We start from the raw sequence: 16625 nt of genomic DNA, 5'->3' as shown, positions 1-16625 counted from the left end.
ATGATCCCCGGCGAAATCCTCACCGACGACGGCGAGCACGAACTGAACGCGGGCCGCGCGACGATCTCGCTCGTCGTCGCGAACACCGGCGACCGCCCGGTGCAGGTCGGCTCGCACTACCACTTCTTCGAAGTCAACGACGCGCTGTCGTTCGATCGCGCGGCCGCGCGCGGCTTCCGGCTCAACATCGCGGCCGGCACGGCCGTGCGCTTCGAGCCGGGCCAGACGCGCACCGTCGAGCTCGTCGAGCTGGCCGGCGAACGCGCCGTCTATGGTTTTCAGGGCAAGGTGATGGGGCCGCTGTAAGCCGCGCCCCGCTCTTCAGGAACAGCACATGACACTACGCTTGAGCCGCCGCGCGTACGCGGAAATGTTCGGGCCGACGACGGGCGACCGCGTGCGGCTCGCCGATACCGAACTGCTGATCGAGATCGAACGCGACTTCACGACCTACGGCGAGGAGGTGAAATTCGGCGGCGGGAAGGTGATCCGCGACGGGATGGGCCAGTCGCAGCGCGTGGCCGCCGACGTGCCCGACACGATCATCACGAACGCGGTGATCCTCGATCACTGGGGCATCGTGAAGGCCGACATCGCGATCAAGCACGGCCGGATCGCCGCGATCGGCAAGGCCGGCAATCCCGACATCCAGCCCGGCGTGACGATCGCGATCGGCGCGGCGACCGAAGTGATCGCCGGCGAAGGGCTGATCGTGACGGCCGGCGGCATCGACACGCACATCCACTTCATCAGCCCGCAGCAGATCGACGAAGCGCTCGCGTCGGGCGTCACGACGATGCTCGGCGGCGGCACGGGGCCGGCCACCGGCACCAACGCGACGACCTGCACGCCGGGCCCGTGGCACATGGAGCGGATGCTGCAGGCCGCCGACGGCTGGCCGATCAACCTCGGCTTCCTCGGCAAGGGCAACGCGAGCCTGCCGCAGCCGCTCGTCGAGCAGATCGCGGCCGGCGCGATCGGCCTGAAGCTGCATGAAGACTGGGGTACGACGCCCGCCGCGATCGACAACTGCCTGTCGGTCGCCGACGATACCGACACGCAGGTCGCGATCCACACCGACACGCTGAACGAAGGCGGCTTCGTCGAATCGACCGTCGCCGCGTTCAAGGGCCGCACGATCCACACGTACCACACCGAAGGCGCGGGCGGCGGCCATGCGCCCGACATCCTGAAGGTGTGCGGCGAAGCGAACGTGCTGCCGTCGTCGACCAACCCGACGCGCCCGTACACGATCAACACGCTCGACGAGCATCTCGACATGCTGATGGTGTGTCACCACCTCGATCCGTCGATCGCCGAGGATCTCGCGTTCGCCGAATCGCGGATCCGCCGCGAGACGATCGCGGCCGAAGATATCCTGCACGATCTCGGCGCGCTGTCGATGCTGTCGTCCGACTCGCAGGCGATGGGCCGCGTCGGCGAAGTGATCATCCGCACCTGGCAAACCGCGCACAAGATGAAGGTGCAGCGCGGCGCGCTGCCCGAGGACGGCGCGCGCAACGACAACTTCCGCGCGAAACGCTACGTCGCGAAGTACACGATCAACCCGGCGATCACGCACGGCATCGCGCACGAAGTCGGTTCGATCGAACCCGGCAAGTGGGCCGACCTCGTGTTGTGGGAGCCCGCATTCTTCGGGATCAAGCCGTCGATGATCCTGAAGGGCGGGATGATCGCGATGGCGCAGATGGGCGACCCGAACGCGTCGATCCCGACGCCGCAGCCGGTCCACTACCGCGAGATGTTCGCCACGCGCGGCGGTGCGCTCGCGCGCACGTCGCTGACCTTCGTGTCGCAAATGGCCGCCGACGCGGGCATCGCCGAACGCTACGGGCTCGCGAAGCGCGTCGTGCCCGTGCGCAACTGCCGCAACGTGACGAAGGCCGACATGATCCACAACGCATGGCGCCCGTCGATCAGCGTCGATCCCGAAACCTACGACGTGATCGCCGACGGCCAGCTGCTCACCTGCGAGCCGGCCACGGTGCTGCCGATGGCGCAGCGCTATTTCCTGTTCTGATTTCCGGTTTTCCGTTCCATGCGCACCCTCGACAAACGCATTGCCCCGAACGTGAAGCTCGCCGCGTCGCTCGTCGCGCGCGCGCCGACGCTCACGCTCGCCTATGACGCCCGCTGCAAGAGCCGCCTCGCGGCCACGCTCGACACCGGCGAGGACGTCGCGGTCCTGCTGCCGCGCGGCACCGTGCTGCGCGACGGCGACGTGCTCGTCGCCGACGACGGCGCGCTCGTGCGCGTCGCCGCTGCCTCCGAGACCGTGCTGCTGGTGCGCGCGGCCGACCCGCTCACGCTGATGCGCGCCGCGTATCACCTCGGCAACCGTCACACGCCGGTCGAGATCGGCGACGGTTACCTGAAGCTCGAGGCCGATCCGGTGCTCGCTGACATGCTGCGCCGGCTCGGCACGCAGGTCGAAGAAACGAGCGCACCGTTCCAGCCGGAAGCCGGCGCATATGGTGGCGGCCACAAGCACGGGCACGATGCGACGTTCGCCGAGGACTACGCGCTCGCGCAGCAGGTCTTCGGCGAACACCACGGCCACTCGCACTCGCACTCGCACGATCACGATCACGATCACGATCACGATCACGATCATCAGCATGGTCCCGGCTGCTCGCACGGCCACCACGGTCATGACCACCACTGAGCTCGTCGCGCTGCTGCATCTCGCGTCGCCCGCATTGCCGATCGGCGCGTTCAGCTATTCGCAGGGACTCGAAGCCGCGCTCGACGCGAACCTGATCCGCGACGCCGACACCGCGCGCGACTGGATCGCGAGCGGGCTGACCGACGTGCTCGCACACGGCGAGCTGCCGTTCCTCGCGCACCAGCTCGCGCGCTGGCACGCGCACGACGCCGACGCGCTGGCGCGCGAGAACGCATGGTTCGTCGCGAGCCGCGAATCGGCGGAGCTGCGCCGCGAGACCGAACAGATGGGCTGGTCGCTCGCGCAACTGTGCGCGTCGCTCGAATGGGGCGATGCCGCACGCCGCGCGACGCTCGCATCGCTCACGCCGGTCGCGCTGCCGACCGCATTCGCATACGCGGCCGCCGCACACGGTGCCGGCGCCGACGCCACGCTCGCCGCGTACGCGTTCGGCTGGGTCGAGAACCAGACGTCGGCCGCGCTGAAAGCGGTGCCGCTCGGCCAGCTCGCCGGCCAGCGCATCATCGTCGCGCTGCGCGGCGCGATCGACGCGGCCGTGCGCCGCGCGCTCGCGACGCCGCCCGACGCCATCAACACGTTCGCGCCGCAGCTCGGCATCCTGTCCGCGCGGCACGAAACCCAGTATTCGCGGTTGTTCCGCTCCTGAACCCGATCCACGCCATGAACGCACCCGCAACCTCCTCCGCCCGCCGCACCAAGAAACTGCCGCCGCTGCGCGTCGGCATCGGCGGCCCGGTCGGCTCCGGCAAGACCACGCTGCTCGAAATGCTGTGCAAGGCGATGCGCGAGCGCTACGACCTCGTCGCGATCACGAACGACATCTATACGAAGGAAGACCAGCGCCTGCTGACGGTCGCGGGCGCGCTGCCCGAGGAACGCATCATGGGCGTCGAGACGGGCGGCTGCCCGCACACGGCGATCCGCGAGGATGCGTCGATCAACCTCGAGGCCGTCGACCGCATGCTGTCGCGCTTCCCCGACGCCGACATCGTGTTCATCGAATCGGGCGGCGACAATCTCGCGGCGACCTTCAGCCCCGAGCTGTCGGACCTGACGATCTACGTGATCGACGTGGCCGGCGGCGAGAAGATTCCGCGCAAGGGCGGGCCCGGCATCACGAAGTCCGACCTGCTCGTGATCAACAAGACGGATCTCGCGCCGCTCGTCGGCGCGAACCTCGACGTGATGGCGTCCGACACGAAGAAGATGCGCGGCGAGCGGCCTTACGTGATGACGAACCTGAAAGCGCTCGAGGGCGTCGCCGATGTCGTCGCGTTCATCGAAAGGAAAGGATTGCTGACGGTGTGAGCGACGCGGCGGCGACATGCCGCCGCCACGTCGGCCCGGGGGACGGCCTTGCGCCGCCCGCTCAGTCGTCGGATGCGTCGGATGCGTCGGCCGCGCCGTGCATCGCACGCCCGCCGCGCTCGACGGGCGGCAGCAGCGCCGCGAGCACGTCCACCGAGCGCGCGGTCGCGCCGCGATGGCGCGACGCGAACGCGGCGCCGGCCGCGCCCATCGCGACGCGCCGCGCGTGGTCGGCGAACAGCGCATCGAGCACGTGTGCGAGATCGAGCGGATCCGCGACCTGCGTCGCCGCGCCGGCCGCGACCGCATCGGCGGTCGCCTGCGTGAAGTTGAACACGTGCGGGCCGATCAGCACCGGCACGCCGACCGCACACGCCTCGATCAGGTTCTGCCCGCCGAGCGGCAGCAGGCTGCCGCCGATGAACGCGACGTCGGCGGCCGCATAGTACGCGCCGAGTTCCCCCATCGAATCGCCGAGCAGCACCGTCACGTCGGCGGCCAACGGTTCGGCGGCCGGCCGGCCGGCCGCGAGCGCCGCGGCGTCGGCGGCCCACACCGAGCGCCGCACGCACTTGAGCCCATTGCGCGCGACCAGCGCTTCGACTTCGGCGAAGCGCTGCGGATGACGCGGCACGAGAATCAGCAGCGCGCCGGCCGTCTTCATCGCGGCGAACGCCTGCAGCACCAGCGCCTCCTCGTTCTCGCGCGTGCTGGCCGCGACCCACACCGGCCGCGTGCCGATCGCGTCGCGCCATGCGTGGCCGCGCGCCGCCAGCTCCGGCGGTGTCGTCATGTCGAACTTCAGGTTGCCGAGCACCGCCACGTTGCGTGCACCGAGCGACGTCAGCCGCTCCGCGTCGGCCGGGCTCTGCGCGAGCACGCGCGAGAATCCGCCGAACACGTCGCGCGTCGCCGCGCCGAACTTCGCCGCGCGCCGATGCGAGCGCGCGGACATCCGCGCATTGGTCAGCACGAGCGGCACGTCCGCGCGGCGGCACTCGTCGATCAGCGTCGGCCACACCTCGGTTTCCATCACGAGGCCGAGCGTCGGCCGCCAGGCGCGCAGGAAGCGCCGCACCGCGCCCGGCATGTCGTACGGCAGGTAGCAGCGCAGCACGCGCTCGCCGAAGATCTGCTCGCCGGTCGCGCGGCCGCTCGGCGTCATGTGCGTGAGCAGGATGCGCGCATCGGGGCGCGCGCGCATCAGCGCGTCGATCAGCGGCTGCGCGGCGCGCGTCTCGCCGACCGACACCGCATGCACCCAGATCAGCGGCGCGCGATCGTCCGGCGAACGGCCGGCGACGTGGCCGAAGCGCTCGCCGATGTGCTCGCGATAGCCGCGCTCCTTGCGCGAGCGCACGAGGAGCCGGATCACCGCGATCGGCGCGACGAGCCACCACAGCGCGCGATAGATCGCCCTCAGCATGCAGCAGCCCTCGTATTGCGTCGGTGAAAAGGCGCGCTCAAACCAGCGCCCTGCCCTGCAGGCGCTCGAGAATCCCGAGCGGCGCGCATTCGCGACGCACCATCGCGTCGACCGGCAGGAAGAAGGTCTGCTCGAGCATGAACTGGCCGGACATCACAGCGTGCGAAGTCTGATCCGAGAAACATATCCACACGCTGCCCGGCGGAAACGGCATCGTCTGCTGTGGACAAGTCTTCTGGTAGTCGAGGTCGGCTTTCATCCCGTCGTGCAGGTTCAGCATCAGGTGGTCGTACGCGCTGCGCGGCGACTTCGTCACGTGCAGCAGGTTCAGCAGCCACGCCGAACCCGGCAACTGCGGCCGGATCTTCGGCAGGAAGCGCTTCGCGACGTCCTCGAACGGCTCGCCGACACGCCACACGCGCGGCTGGCCGGCCGGGTTCACGTTCGTGAACACGCGCAGGATCCGCTCGCCGTAGTTCGGCCGCGACGGGAACGCGTCGACGTGCAGCCGGCTGTCGTCCTTGCGCCAGGATGTCTGGCGCGTCTCGACCTGCATCAGCCGCAGGCTCGTCGGCGCGACGCGCAGCTTGCCGCGATATTCGGGAAACAGGCCGTCGACGAGCGTGCCGGCCTGCTGCTGGAAGCGCGCGACCAGCGCGCGCACGGCCGATTGCGTGACGCTGTCGCCGAGCACACCGACGAGCGCGCCGCCGTTCGGCGCGAGGCTGATGTTCTTGCGTTTCGGATCGGCGAGCGCCGGATCGAGCAACGCTTCCTCGCCGCCTTCGATCGCGAAGCGCAGGTGCGGGAAATACAGCACCTTGCCTTCCTCGACCGCGGCGAGCAGTTGCTCGCGCGGCGTCGACAGGTTGTGTCCGCTCCAGTCGGCGGACGGGACTTCGATGATCTGGGATTCGCTCATGATCGGTTCGCTTGGGTTCGCGCGGGTTCGTGCGGGTGCGTGCGTATGGCGGGCGTTACAGGAGACCGAAGCCCGCGAGCGCCGCCTTCACCTGCGCGATCGACGGCGGTTGCCCCGCCGTGCCGAGATTGACGACGTTCGGCGACCAGTATCCGCCGGTGCGCCAGGCCGTCGCGAAATTGTACAGTTCGACCGTCGGACGCTTCAGCGCCGCCGCGATGTGAACCAGACCTGTGTCAACCCCGACGGTGGCGGCCGCGCCGTCGATCAGGCCGACCACGGCCGGCAGCGACAGCTTCGGCGGCACGATCGCCGCCGCGCCGAATTCCTTCGCGAGCCGCTCGCTGGTCGCGCGCTCCGCGTCGTTGCCCCACGGCAGCACGAGCGATGCGCCGCGCCGCACGAGCGCCTGGCCGAGCTCGATCCACGCGGCATCCGGCCACTGCTTGTCGGCACGGGACGTCGCGTGGACGAACACCACGTACGGCACCGGCAGGTTCAGGCCGAGCGCGGCCACCGCGAGCGCCGCCGCGCGCGTATCGAGGCCGAAGTCGATCGGATCGGCCGGCGTCGGCGCCGGGTCGCCCAGCGCGGCCGCGACCAGCTGGCGCGAACGCTCGACCACGTGCGTGCGCGGCGCGATCGGCACGCGCTTGCGATAGAAGAAGCGCACCGGCCATTCGTAGCCGGCGCCGTCGGTGCGATTGCCGAGGCCGGCGAGCGGGCCGCGCGCCCAGCTCGCGACCCAGGCCGTCTTGATGAGCCCCTGGCAGTCGATCACGAGGTCGTACTGCTCGGCCGCGAGGCGCTTGCGAAACGCGCGGATCTCGCGCCACGTCGAGCCCGAGAGCGGCTTCTTGCGCCAGCGGCGCAACGAGAACGGCAGCACGTCGCGCACGCCGTCGACGAGCCGCACGAGGTCGACGAAGCTCTCCTCGACGAGCCAGTCGATCTGCGCGTCGGGATGGCGACGCCGGATATCGGCGATCACCGGCATGTTGTGCACGACGTCGCCCAGCGACGACACGCGCACGATCAGGATCTTTTGCACGCTGAAAAAACGCCGGCGGACAGCCGGCGACAGGCATAAAGACGCGATTTTATCGCGCCCGGGGAGGCACACAGGCAAAAAGCGGCCGCACGCCGTCAGCGTGCGCCGCTTTTCGGGGATGGTGCGACGATCCTTCGACTGTCGCGCCGGCAGCGGCCCGCAGGCCGCCTGCGCTCAGAACGGCAGCTTGACGTCCGGTTTCGCGGCCGTCAGCACGCGGCGGAAATCCGCCTGGATGCGCTCGAGCCCTTCCTTGGTCTCCGATTCGAAGCGCATCACGACGACCGGCGTCGTATTCGACGAACGCGCGAGGCCGAAGCCGTCCGGGTACTCGACGCGCAGCCCGTCGATCGTCACGACTTCGTCGGCGCCGTCGAACTTCGCTTCCTTCTGCAGCTTCTCGATCAGGCGGAAGTTCTCGCCTTCGTCGAGCCAGAGCTGCAGTTCCGGCGTGCTCATCGCGTCCGGCAGGCCGTTGAGCAGCGCGCTCGGATCGGCCGTCTTCGCGAGGATCTCGAGCAGGCGCGCGCCCGTGTAGAGACCGTCGTCGAAGCCGTACCAGCGATCCTTGAAGAACACGTGGCCGCTCATCTCGCCCGCGAGCGGCGCGCCCGTCTCGCGCAGCTTCGCCTTCACGAGCGAATGGCCCGTCTTCCACATCAGCGGCTCGCCGCCCTTCGCCTTCACCCACTGCGCGAGATGGCGCGTGCACTTCACGTCGTAGATGATCTGCGCGCCCGGGTTGCGCGACAGCACTTCCTCCGCGAACAGCATCAGCTGGCGGTCCGGGAAGATGATCTGGCCGTCCTTCGTGACGACGCCCAGGCGGTCGCCGTCGCCGTCGAACGCGAAGCCGAGCTCGGCGTCGGTGTCCTTCAGCGCCTGGATCACGTCCTGCAGGTTTTCCGGGTGCGCGGGATCGGGGTGGTGGTTCGGGAACGTGCCGTCGATGTCGGTGAAGCGCTCGACGAGCGTGCAGCCGAGCGCCTTGAACAGGCGCGTCGCGAGCGGGCCCGCGACGCCGTTGCCGGCGTCGACGACGAGCTTCAGCGGGCGCGCGAGCTTGATGTCGCCAACGATGCGCGCGATGTATTGATCAGCGACGTCGAACTGCTCGAACGCGCCGCTGCCCGTTTCGAAGCGCTCGTCGACGATGCGGCGGTACAGCGCCTGGATCTGCTCGCCGTAGATCGCCGCGCCGCGCAGCACCATCTTGAAGCCGTTGTAGTCGGGCGGGTTGTGGCTGCCGGTGACGACGATGCACGAATCGACGCGGCGCTCGCCGCCCTTCAGCGCGAGCGGCACGCTCGCCGCGAAATAGCCGACCGGCGTGGGCACCATGCCGACGTCGACGACGTCGACGCCCGCCGCACGCAGGCCATCGGCGAGTGCGCCGACGAGCTCGGGCCCCGACAGGCGGCCGTCGCGCGCGACGACGACCGCGTCGCCGCCCTGGGCGCGCACTTCGCTGCCGAAGGCCCGGCCGATCGCGCGCGCCGTGTCGGCGTCGAGCGTCTTGCCGACCACACCGCGAATGTCATATGCCTTGAAGATGGATTGGGAGATCATCGATTCTCTCTGGGTTGCGTGCATGGAAAATAGTCTGGCCGCCTTTCGCGCATGCCGGCCATCGTACATGCGGGCCTTGCGGAACAAGGAACGGGACGGCTGGAGCGGCCCCGATCCCACTTATAATCGCGGGTTTTGATGACGCGTATTTTGTCCATTTTAATGCCTAGCCGCTCCGCCGCCGCCAACCCGCCGCCTTCGGGCGCCCTGCCGGCCGCCTCCCGCTCGCGCGGCTGCCCCGCATGCTGAAGCGATTCGGCAACCCGGACGTCGCGAAGGCCGTCGCGAATCTCGTCTGGCTGGGGCTCGAACGGCTCACGCAGATCGGCGTCGCGATCGCGATCAGCGGTCTTCTGGCCCGTTATTTCGGGCCGGACGTGTTCGGCAAATGGCAGTATGCGAATACGCTTCTCCTCGTACTGGCGCCGCTCACCTGGGTGTGCGGCGCCGAAATCCTGGTTCCGACCATCGTCCAGCGCCCGCCCGCGCAACTGGGCGCGGTGCTCGGCAGCGCCTTCGTGCTGCGCATCGGCGTGTCCGCCGTCGCGCTCGTCGCGACCTGGATCGCGATCGGCGCCGGCGCGTTCGACCCGCTCGTCGGCGCGATGCTCGCGGGCCTCGCGGTCACGATGGTGTTCCGCGAGCCGTTCGTCGGCGTGATCAACGCGTGGCTGCAGAGCCTGACCTACAGCAAGCCGCAACTGGTGACCAGCATGCTCACCGCGCTGGCGAAGGCGCTGCTCGTCTGGCTGCTCGTCCGCGCGGCCGCCGGCCCTGCCCGCTTCGCGTGGCTGTGGGCGCTCGAGGCCGCCGTGATCGGCTTCGCGCTGCTGCTCTACTTCCGCCATCGTAACGGCGGCGCGCTCGGCTGGACGTTCGACAAACCGCTGTTCAGGCACTTTGCCACCGCCGGCACCGTGTTCTGGCTCGGCCTGATCTGCATGTACCTGTTCCTGAAGCTCGACCGCCTGATGCTCGAGCGTCACGTGTCGTTCGCCGACCTCGGCCGCTACTCGGCGGCCCAGCAGCTCAACGAGAACTGGATCACGCTCGCGCTGATGCTCGCGCAGACCATCGCGCCCGCGTTCGTGTACCGCGTGCAGGACGTCGCCCGGCTGCGCCGCAACATCGTCCGGCTGATCGCGATGACCGCCGGCCTGATGACGGCCGGCGCGCTGGTGCTGGACGCGGCCGCGCCGCTCATCGTCGGCAAGGTGTTCGGCCGCGGTTACGAGGCGTCGGTCGACATCTTCCGCTGGGCGGTCTGGCTGTCCGTGCCGGCCGGCATCGAGGCGATAGGCAATCTTATCGTTCTCAAATATCAAGCAAAATTCGTGTTGCTGGCGAAATGGGTGCTCGCGCTCGCGATCGCCGCGCTCGTCAACGTGTTCGCCATCCCCCGGCTCGGCCTGTACGGCGCGCTCGTCGGGCTGGCGGCCGGCTATCTCGCCGCCGCCGCCGTTAATTTTTATTACATTCGTTTCAAGCTGCGCCCATGACGTCTCCCGATTGCCCGCCCCCGCTCGACGACGTGGCCGTGCTGATGCCGGCCTACAACGGCCACGACGACGTCGTGCGCACCCTCGCGTCGTTTCGCGAGGACGCGCCGGTGCACGTGCTGATCGTCGATGACGGCAGCACGCCGCCGATCGTGGCGCCCGACCTGCCCGGCTTGGCGGTCGAGGTGCTGCGCATGCCGCGCAACGGTGGCATCGAGCGCGCGCTCGAGGCCGGCATCGACGCGCTCGCGGCGCGCGGCTTCCGCTTCGCGGCCCGCATCGACGCCGGCGACCTCGCCGCGCCGCGGCGCCTCGCGAAACAGCGCGCGTATCTCGATGCGCACCCGCGCGTCGCCTGCGTCGGCATGTGGACCCAGGTCGTGTCGCGTGCCGGCGAGCCGCGCTTCATGCTGACCCCGCCCGCCGACCCGCGCACGCTGCGCCGCACGCGCTTCCTGCGCTCGCCGCTCGTGCATCCGTCGGTCATGCTGCGCATCGACGCCGTGCGCGAAGTCGGCAATTACCGCGCGAAGTATCGCGCGGCCGAGGATCTCGATCTTTTTTTACGGTTAATGCAACGCTACGATTGCGCGAACCTGCCCGAGCTCGGCCTCTACTACGAGCTCAACGAGGGCGGGATCAGCGCGACCAAGCGCCGCCGCCAGCTGATATCGACGCTATCGCTGCTGCTGCGGCACTTCAACGTGCTGAACCCGTACGACTGGGCCGGCCTCGCCAAGAACCTGCTGCATTTCGTGACGCCGTACCGTACGCTGCAGCGGATCAAGCAGACGCTGTTCGCGGCGCGGCCGTCCGCGTAGCCCGCCTCCGGCATTTTCGACGCTTTATTTTTTGCTTTTTTTCATGTCCGCTACCTCCTCGCTGCGCATCGCGCTCGTCTGCAACACGGCCTGGGCGATCTACACGTACCGCCACGGGCTGATCCGTGCGCTCGTCGCGCGCGGCGCCGAGGTCATCGTGATCGCGCCGCACGACCGCACGGTGCCGCTGCTCGAGCAGATGGGCTGCCGCTACGTCGCGCTCGCCGTCGCGTCGAAAGGCACGAGCCCGCGCGAGGATCTCGGCACGCTTGCCGCGCTGGTGCGCCATTACCGCGCACTGAAGCCCGATCTCGTGTTCCATTACACGATCAAGCCGAACATCTACGGGTCGATCGCCGCGTGGCTCGCGCGCGTGCCGTCGATCGCGGTCACGACCGGCCTCGGCTATGTGTTCATCCAGAAAAGCCGTGCGGCGAGCGTCGCGAAGCGCCTGTACCGGTTCGCGTTCCGCTTTCCGCGTGAAGTCTGGTTCCTGAACCGCGACGATCTCGCGACCTTCACCGACGAGCAGCTGCTCGCGCACCCCGAGCGCGCGCGGCTGCTGCACGGCGAAGGCGTCGATCTCGACCAGTTCGCGCCGGTGCCGCTGCCCGCCGGCCGTGGCCCCGTGTTCATCCTGATCGGCCGGCTGCTGTGGGACAAGGGCGTGCGCGAATACGTCGAGGCCGCACGCGTCGTGCGGGATCGCTACCCGGATGCGCGCTTCCAGCTGCTCGGGCCGCTCGGCGTCGACAATCCGAGCGCGATCGGCCGCGCGGACGTCGACGCGTGGGTCGGCGAAGGTGTCGTCGAGTATCTCGGCGAGGCGCACGACGTGCGCCCGCACATCGCGGCGGCCGACTGCGTCGTGCTGCCGTCGTACCGCGAGGGCGTGCCGCGCACGCTGATGGAAGCATCCGCGATGGGCCGCCCGATCGTCGCGACCGACGTGCCGGGTTGCCGCGACGTCGTCGCCGACGGCGAAACCGGCTTCCTGTGCCGCGTGCGCGACAGTGCGAGCCTCGCGGAGCAGCTGATCCGCATGATCGAACTCGGGACCGCCGGACGCGACGCGATGGGCGCGCGCGGCCGCCGCAAGGTGAGCGCGGAATTCGACGAGCAGCAGGTCGTCGAACGCTACCGGCAGACCATTCATACATTGACCGGCATCACACTCTGAAGGAGCGCATCAGCATGACCGCTAAAGGCACCATCCTCGTTACCGGCGGTGCGGGCTATATCGGCTCGCACACGGCCGTCGAGCTGCTCGACAACGGCTACGATGTCGTGATCGTCGACAACCTCGTCAACAGCAAGGCCGAGTCCGTCCGGCGCATCGAGCGGATTACCGGCAGGACGCCCGCGTTCCACCAGGTCGACGTGTGCGACGAAGCCGCGCTCGCGAAGGTGTTCGACGCGCATCCGATCACGGGCACGATCCATTTCGCGGCGCTCAAGGCGGTCGGCGAATCGGTCGCGAAGCCGCTCGAGTATTACCAGAACAACCTTGGCGGGCTGCTCTCGGTGCTCAAGATCATGCGCGAGCGCAACGTCCGGCAGTTCGTGTTCAGTTCGTCGGCGACCGTGTACGGCGTGCCGGAGCGCTCGCCGATCGACGAATCGTTCCCGTTGTCGGCCACCAACCCGTACGGCCAGTCGAAGCTGATCGCCGAGCAGGTCCTGCGCGATCTCGAGGTATCGGACCCGTCGTGGCGCATCGCGACGCTGCGCTACTTCAATCCGGTCGGCGCGCATGCGAGCGGGCTGATCGGCGAGGATCCGGCCGGCATCCCGAACAACCTGATGCCGTACGTCGCGCAGGTCGCGGTCGGCAAGCTCGAGAAGCTGCGCGTGTTCGGCTCCGACTACCCGACGCCGGACGGCACCGGCGTGCGCGACTACATCCACGTCGTCGATCTCGCGAAGGGGCACATCGCCGCGCTCGACGCGCTCGCGAAGCGCGATGCGAGCTTCGTCGTGAACCTCGGCACGGGCCAGGGCTACAGCGTGCTGGAAGTCGTGCGCGCGTTCGAGAAGGCGTCGGGCCGCCCGGTGCCGTACGAACTCGTCGCGCGCCGCCCGGGCGACATCGCCGAGTGCTACGCGAATCCGCAGGCCGCGGCCGACCTCATCGGCTGGCGCGCGACGCTCGGGATCGACGAGATGTGCGCCGACCACTGGAAATGGCAGGAGGGGAACCCCCGCGGTTTTGTATAATCCGCTGTCCATTTTTCGAGCGATCCCATGCTCAGCTTCGCGTCCGGCTTCATCGTCTCCCTGCTCGTCACGTTGTTCATCGTGCGCTATGCGCATCTGCACGAGAAATTCTCGGTCGACAGCGACCTGGCCGGCGTGCAGAAATTCCACGTGCGGCCGGTGCCGCGTGTCGGGGGCATCGGGATCCTCGCCGGGGTCGTCATTGCCGCGCTGCTCGTGTCGCGGCGCTATCCGACGATCGCCGGCAGCATTCTCGGGATCGTCGCGTGCGGGATGCCGGCGTTCCTGTCGGGCCTCGTCGAGGACCTGACCAAGCGCGTGTCGCCGCGCGCGCGGCTGCTCTGCACGATGGGCGCGGCCGCGCTGGCGTTCTGGCTGCTGGGCATCGCGGTCAAGCGGATCAGCGTGCCGCCGCTCGACTTCCTGCTCGGCTACGTGGCCATTTCGGCGTTCATCACGGTGCTCGCGGTCGCGGCGCTGGCCAACGCGATCAACATCATCGACGGCTTCAACGGCCTCGCGTCGATGGTCAGCTTCATGATGTTCGCGTCGCTTGCGTATGTTGCGTTCCACGTCAACGACCCGGTCGTGATGTCCGCGTCGATCATCATGATGGGCGCCGTGCTCGGCTTCTTCCTGTGGAATTTCCCCGCCGGGCTGATCTTCCTCGGCGACGGCGGCGCGTATTTCATCGGCTTCATGCTCGCCGAACTCGCGATCATGCTCGTGATGCGCAATCGCGAAGTGTCGGCGTGGTATCCGGTGCTGCTGTTCATGTATCCGATCTTCGAGACGTGTTTCTCGATCTACCGGAAGAAGTTCATCCGCGGGATGTCGCCCGGGATTCCGGACGGCGTGCATCTTCATATGCTCGTGTACAAGCGGCTGATGCGCTGGGCCGTCGGGACGAAGCATGCGCACGACCTCACGCGGCGCAATTCGCTGACGTCGCCTTATCTTTGGCTGCTGTGCCTCGTTGCGGTGATTCCGGCGACGCTGTTCTGGCGGCACACGGTGCATCTGTTCGTTTTTGTCGTGCTGTTCGCGCTGACGTATGTGTGGCTTTATCTCAGCATCGTCAGGTTCAGGGTGCCGCGGTGGATGGTGGTGAGGAAGGAAAGGCGCGGGCAGTGAGTCCAGCACCCAAAACGAAAAAAGCGCCTCGCGGGGCGCTTTTTTCATACTCGGGGCCAACGTGGGCGGCGTCCGCGAGCGCTCATTCGTTCGATACGGCTCGCGCCATCGGCACGCTCTGCAGCACCGGGGCGACGGTCGTCTGATATTCCGGCACCCAGCGCCGCAGATCCCGACGCACCTCGTCGTCGCTCAGCACGCGGTGCTGCATCAGCCACGGCAACAGCTCGTCGAGCAGATGGTCCGGCACTTCCCGGGCCCGCGCGATCCGCAGCTTCGGATGCGGCGTGCGCGTGGTCGTCTCGTCATCCGCGAGCAGTTCCTCGTAGAGTTTCTCGCCCGGACGCAGCCCCGTGAATTCGATCCGGATCTGCCCTTCCGAGAAGCCGTAGAGACGGATCAGATCGCGCGCGAGATCCACGATCTTGACCGGCTCGCCCATGTCGAGAATGAAGATCTCGCCGCCGTGCCCCATGCTCGACGCCTGCAGCACGAGTTGCGACGCTTCCGGAATCGTCATAAAGAAGCGCGTGATCTCGGGATGCGTGACCGTCACCGGGCCGCCCTTCGCGATCTGCTGCTGGAACTTCGGGATCACGCTGCCGGCGCTGCCGAGCACGTTGCCGAAACGCACCGTCTCGAACTGCGTGCCTTCGCTCGTCTGCTGCAACGCCTGGCACGCCATCTCCGCGAGCCGCTTGCTCGCGCCCATCACATTGGTCGGATTGACGGCCTTGTCGGTCGAAATCAGCACGAAATGGCGCACGTTGTGGCGGATCGCCGAGCGGGCGACGCGATAGGTGCCCAGCACGTTGTTGCGCAGCGCCTGCCACGCGTTGTGCTCCTCCATCAGCGGCACGTGCTTGTACGCGGCCGCGTGGAAAACGATATGCGGCGCATAGCGCGACATCACCTGGTCGAGCAGCAGCGAGTCCTTCGCGTCGCCGATGATCGGCACGATGGGCTGGTCGGGGAAGCGCTCTCGCAGTTCCTCGGCGAGCCGGTACATCGCATATTCGGAGAGATCGAACGCGACCAGTTGCGCCGGCTTGAAACGTAGGATCTGCCGGCACAGCTCGGAACCGATCGAACCGCCCGCGCCGGTTACCATCACGACGCGACCGCGCAGCAGCGCCTCGACGTGCGGCGTGTCGATCGTCACGGCATCGCGTCCGAGCAAGTCCTCGAGATCGATATTGCGCACCTGCGACAGGAACCCCTGCCCCGGCATCAGCGCGGTCAGCGACGGCAGCACCATCGCCTTCACGCCGGCGCGCACACACAATGTCGCAACGCGGCGCTGTGTTTCAACGGATGCCGACGGAATCGCGATGATCGCGTATTCGACCTTCATTGCATCGGTCCAGTGCTTCAGGTCGTTGAACGAGCCGAGCACCTTGTAGCCGTAGATCTCGCGCCCCTGCTTGGTCGGATCGTCGTCGAGGAGGCCCACCAGACGCCATTCCCCCGAACGCGACAGTTCGCGCGCGAGGCTCGCGCCGGCCGTGCCGGCGCCGAGCACGAGCACCGGCTTGCCCTGCCCGACGAGCCCGCCGTACAGGTAGAACTCCTTCGTTGCGCGGTACAGCGCGCGGGCGCCGCCCATCGCGAGGAACAGCATCAGCGGCGACACGAGCAGCACCGAGCGCGGAATGATCGGCGACGGCTGGAACATCACGGCGCCGATCATCACGATCACGCCGCCGCCAATCACTGCCTTCGAAATCCGAACCAGGTCCGGAAGGCTCGCGAACACCCACAGGCCGCGATACAGGCCGAACACATGGAACATCAGCGCGTAGACCGGCAGCACCCAGACGAGCGCCGTCAGCGCGCCGCCCATGAAATCGGACGGAACGCTGCCGTTGAATCGGACGAGATAGGCGAACAACCACGCGGCGGTGACCGCCGTCAGGTCAAATAGGAAAGCGCTCAGCGAAAGCCATGATGCTTTGGATCGCAACATCGGCA

At 68.2% G+C, this 16625-nt stretch carries 15 protein-coding genes; 10 read left to right on the top strand and 5 right to left on the bottom strand.

Features of this window, described 5'->3' with window-relative positions; all coding sequences use genetic code 11:
- The 5 genes from U5A56_RS01760 to ureG are packed head-to-tail and all read left to right on the top strand — an operon-like array spanning nt 1 to nt 4015.
- Nucleotides 1-306, top strand: coding sequence for an urease subunit beta (locus U5A56_RS01760; RefSeq protein WP_044846264.1), 306 nt, complete (start codon nt 1-3; stop codon nt 304-306).
- Nucleotides 307-334: 28 nt separating this feature from the next.
- Nucleotides 335-2041: an urease subunit alpha gene (ureC, locus tag U5A56_RS01755; RefSeq protein ID WP_044846265.1), complete on the top strand. Its 1707-nt coding sequence runs from the start codon at nt 335-337 to the stop codon at nt 2039-2041.
- 18 nt (nt 2042-2059) lie between these two features.
- The gene (gene ureE, locus U5A56_RS01750) at nt 2060-2686 is read left to right on the top strand and encodes an urease accessory protein UreE (RefSeq protein ID WP_321920804.1); all 627 of its coding nucleotides are present in this window, start codon (nt 2060-2062) and stop codon (nt 2684-2686) included.
- A complete protein-coding gene (locus U5A56_RS01745; RefSeq protein WP_321920803.1) occupies nt 2673-3353 on the top strand; it encodes an urease accessory protein UreF in 681 nt (226 codons plus the stop codon). Before ureE ends, U5A56_RS01745 begins: the two co-directional genes overlap by 14 nt.
- A 14-nt stretch (nt 3354-3367) precedes the next feature.
- Complete coding sequence (gene ureG / locus U5A56_RS01740; RefSeq protein ID WP_044846268.1) at nt 3368-4015, top strand: urease accessory protein UreG; 648 nt, start codon at nt 3368-3370, stop codon at nt 4013-4015.
- Between the two features lie 61 nt (nt 4016-4076).
- Here the strand turns inward: ureG and waaA are convergent, their stop codons facing one another.
- From waaA to U5A56_RS01720, 4 genes are all read right to left on the bottom strand, one after another.
- A complete protein-coding gene (gene waaA, locus U5A56_RS01735) occupies nt 4077-5441 on the bottom strand; it encodes a lipid IV(A) 3-deoxy-D-manno-octulosonic acid transferase (RefSeq protein WP_321920802.1) in 1365 nt (454 codons plus the stop codon).
- A gap of 37 nt (nt 5442-5478) precedes the next feature.
- Nucleotides 5479-6363: a Kdo hydroxylase family protein gene (locus U5A56_RS01730; RefSeq protein ID WP_044846270.1), complete on the bottom strand. Its 885-nt coding sequence runs from the start codon at nt 6361-6363 to the stop codon at nt 5479-5481.
- Between the two features lie 55 nt (nt 6364-6418).
- On the bottom strand, nt 6419-7414 hold the full coding sequence (gene waaC, locus U5A56_RS01725) for a lipopolysaccharide heptosyltransferase I (protein WP_415749077.1): 996 nt from the start codon (nt 7412-7414) through the stop codon (nt 6419-6421).
- 174 nt (nt 7415-7588) lie between these two features.
- A complete protein-coding gene (locus U5A56_RS01720) occupies nt 7589-8983 on the bottom strand; it encodes a phosphomannomutase/phosphoglucomutase (RefSeq protein WP_321920801.1) in 1395 nt (464 codons plus the stop codon).
- Between the two features lie 242 nt (nt 8984-9225).
- Here U5A56_RS01720 and U5A56_RS01715 point away from each other — a divergent pair, with 242 nt between their 5' ends.
- The 5 genes from U5A56_RS01715 to U5A56_RS01695 are packed head-to-tail and all read left to right on the top strand — an operon-like array spanning nt 9226 to nt 14654.
- Nucleotides 9226-10482, top strand: a complete 1257-nt coding sequence (locus U5A56_RS01715) for an oligosaccharide flippase family protein (protein WP_044846273.1) — start codon at nt 9226-9228, stop codon at nt 10480-10482.
- Nucleotides 10479-11303, top strand: coding sequence for a glycosyltransferase (locus U5A56_RS01710; protein WP_044846274.1), 825 nt, complete (start codon nt 10479-10481; stop codon nt 11301-11303). The genes U5A56_RS01715 and U5A56_RS01710 overlap by 4 nt, the downstream gene beginning before the upstream one ends.
- 43 nt (nt 11304-11346) lie before the next feature.
- On the top strand, nt 11347-12483 hold the full coding sequence (locus U5A56_RS01705) for a glycosyltransferase family 4 protein (protein ID WP_321920800.1): 1137 nt from the start codon (nt 11347-11349) through the stop codon (nt 12481-12483).
- A 14-nt stretch (nt 12484-12497) separates the two neighbouring features.
- On the top strand, nt 12498-13520 hold the full coding sequence (gene galE, locus U5A56_RS01700) for a UDP-glucose 4-epimerase GalE (protein ID WP_044846276.1): 1023 nt from the start codon (nt 12498-12500) through the stop codon (nt 13518-13520).
- Nucleotides 13521-13547: 27 nt separating this feature from the next.
- Nucleotides 13548-14654 carry a glycosyltransferase gene (locus tag U5A56_RS01695; protein WP_321920799.1) on the top strand — a complete coding sequence of 369 codons (1107 nt, stop codon included), beginning with the start codon at nt 13548-13550 and terminating at the stop codon, nt 14652-14654.
- Nucleotides 14655-14736: 82 nt separating this feature from the next.
- On the opposite strand, the gene U5A56_RS01690 is transcribed toward U5A56_RS01695, so the two are convergent.
- Entirely contained in the window at nt 14737-16620 is a 1884-nt protein-coding gene (locus tag U5A56_RS01690) for a nucleoside-diphosphate sugar epimerase/dehydratase (RefSeq protein ID WP_321920798.1), read from the bottom strand.
- Nucleotides 16621-16625 lie beyond the last annotated feature (5 nt).

Source organism: Burkholderia sp. BCC1998 (genome assembly GCF_905339875.1).
Lineage (GTDB): Bacteria > Pseudomonadota > Gammaproteobacteria > Burkholderiales > Burkholderiaceae > Burkholderia.
The sequence above is the reverse complement of the archived record's forward strand: the minus strand, read 5'-3'. Positions and strand labels throughout refer to the sequence as shown.

Coding starts and splice junctions, on each gene's coding strand:
- ureC (WP_044846265.1), top strand. CDS start 335: ATGACACTACGCTTGAGCCGCCGCGCGTACGCGGAAATGTTCGGGCCG.
- U5A56_RS01745 (WP_321920803.1), top strand. CDS start 2,673: ATGACCACCACTGAGCTCGTCGCGCTGCTGCATCTCGCGTCGCCCGCA.
- U5A56_RS01695 (WP_321920799.1), top strand. CDS start 13,548: ATGCTCAGCTTCGCGTCCGGCTTCATCGTCTCCCTGCTCGTCACGTTG.
- U5A56_RS01710 (WP_044846274.1), top strand. CDS start 10,479: ATGACGTCTCCCGATTGCCCGCCCCCGCTCGACGACGTGGCCGTGCTG.
- U5A56_RS01715 (WP_044846273.1), top strand. CDS start 9,226: ATGCTGAAGCGATTCGGCAACCCGGACGTCGCGAAGGCCGTCGCGAAT.
- ureE (WP_321920804.1), top strand. CDS start 2,060: ATGCGCACCCTCGACAAACGCATTGCCCCGAACGTGAAGCTCGCCGCG.
- U5A56_RS01690 (WP_321920798.1), bottom strand. CDS start 16,620: ATGTTGCGATCCAAAGCATCATGGCTTTCGCTGAGCGCTTTCCTATTT.
- ureG (WP_044846268.1), top strand. CDS start 3,368: ATGAACGCACCCGCAACCTCCTCCGCCCGCCGCACCAAGAAACTGCCG.
- galE (WP_044846276.1), top strand. CDS start 12,498: ATGACCGCTAAAGGCACCATCCTCGTTACCGGCGGTGCGGGCTATATC.
- U5A56_RS01760 (WP_044846264.1), top strand. CDS start 1: ATGATCCCCGGCGAAATCCTCACCGACGACGGCGAGCACGAACTGAAC.
- waaA (WP_321920802.1), bottom strand. CDS start 5,441: ATGCTGAGGGCGATCTATCGCGCGCTGTGGTGGCTCGTCGCGCCGATC.
- U5A56_RS01705 (WP_321920800.1), top strand. CDS start 11,347: ATGTCCGCTACCTCCTCGCTGCGCATCGCGCTCGTCTGCAACACGGCC.
- U5A56_RS01720 (WP_321920801.1), bottom strand. CDS start 8,983: ATGATCTCCCAATCCATCTTCAAGGCATATGACATTCGCGGTGTGGTC.
- U5A56_RS01730 (WP_044846270.1), bottom strand. CDS start 6,363: ATGAGCGAATCCCAGATCATCGAAGTCCCGTCCGCCGACTGGAGCGGA.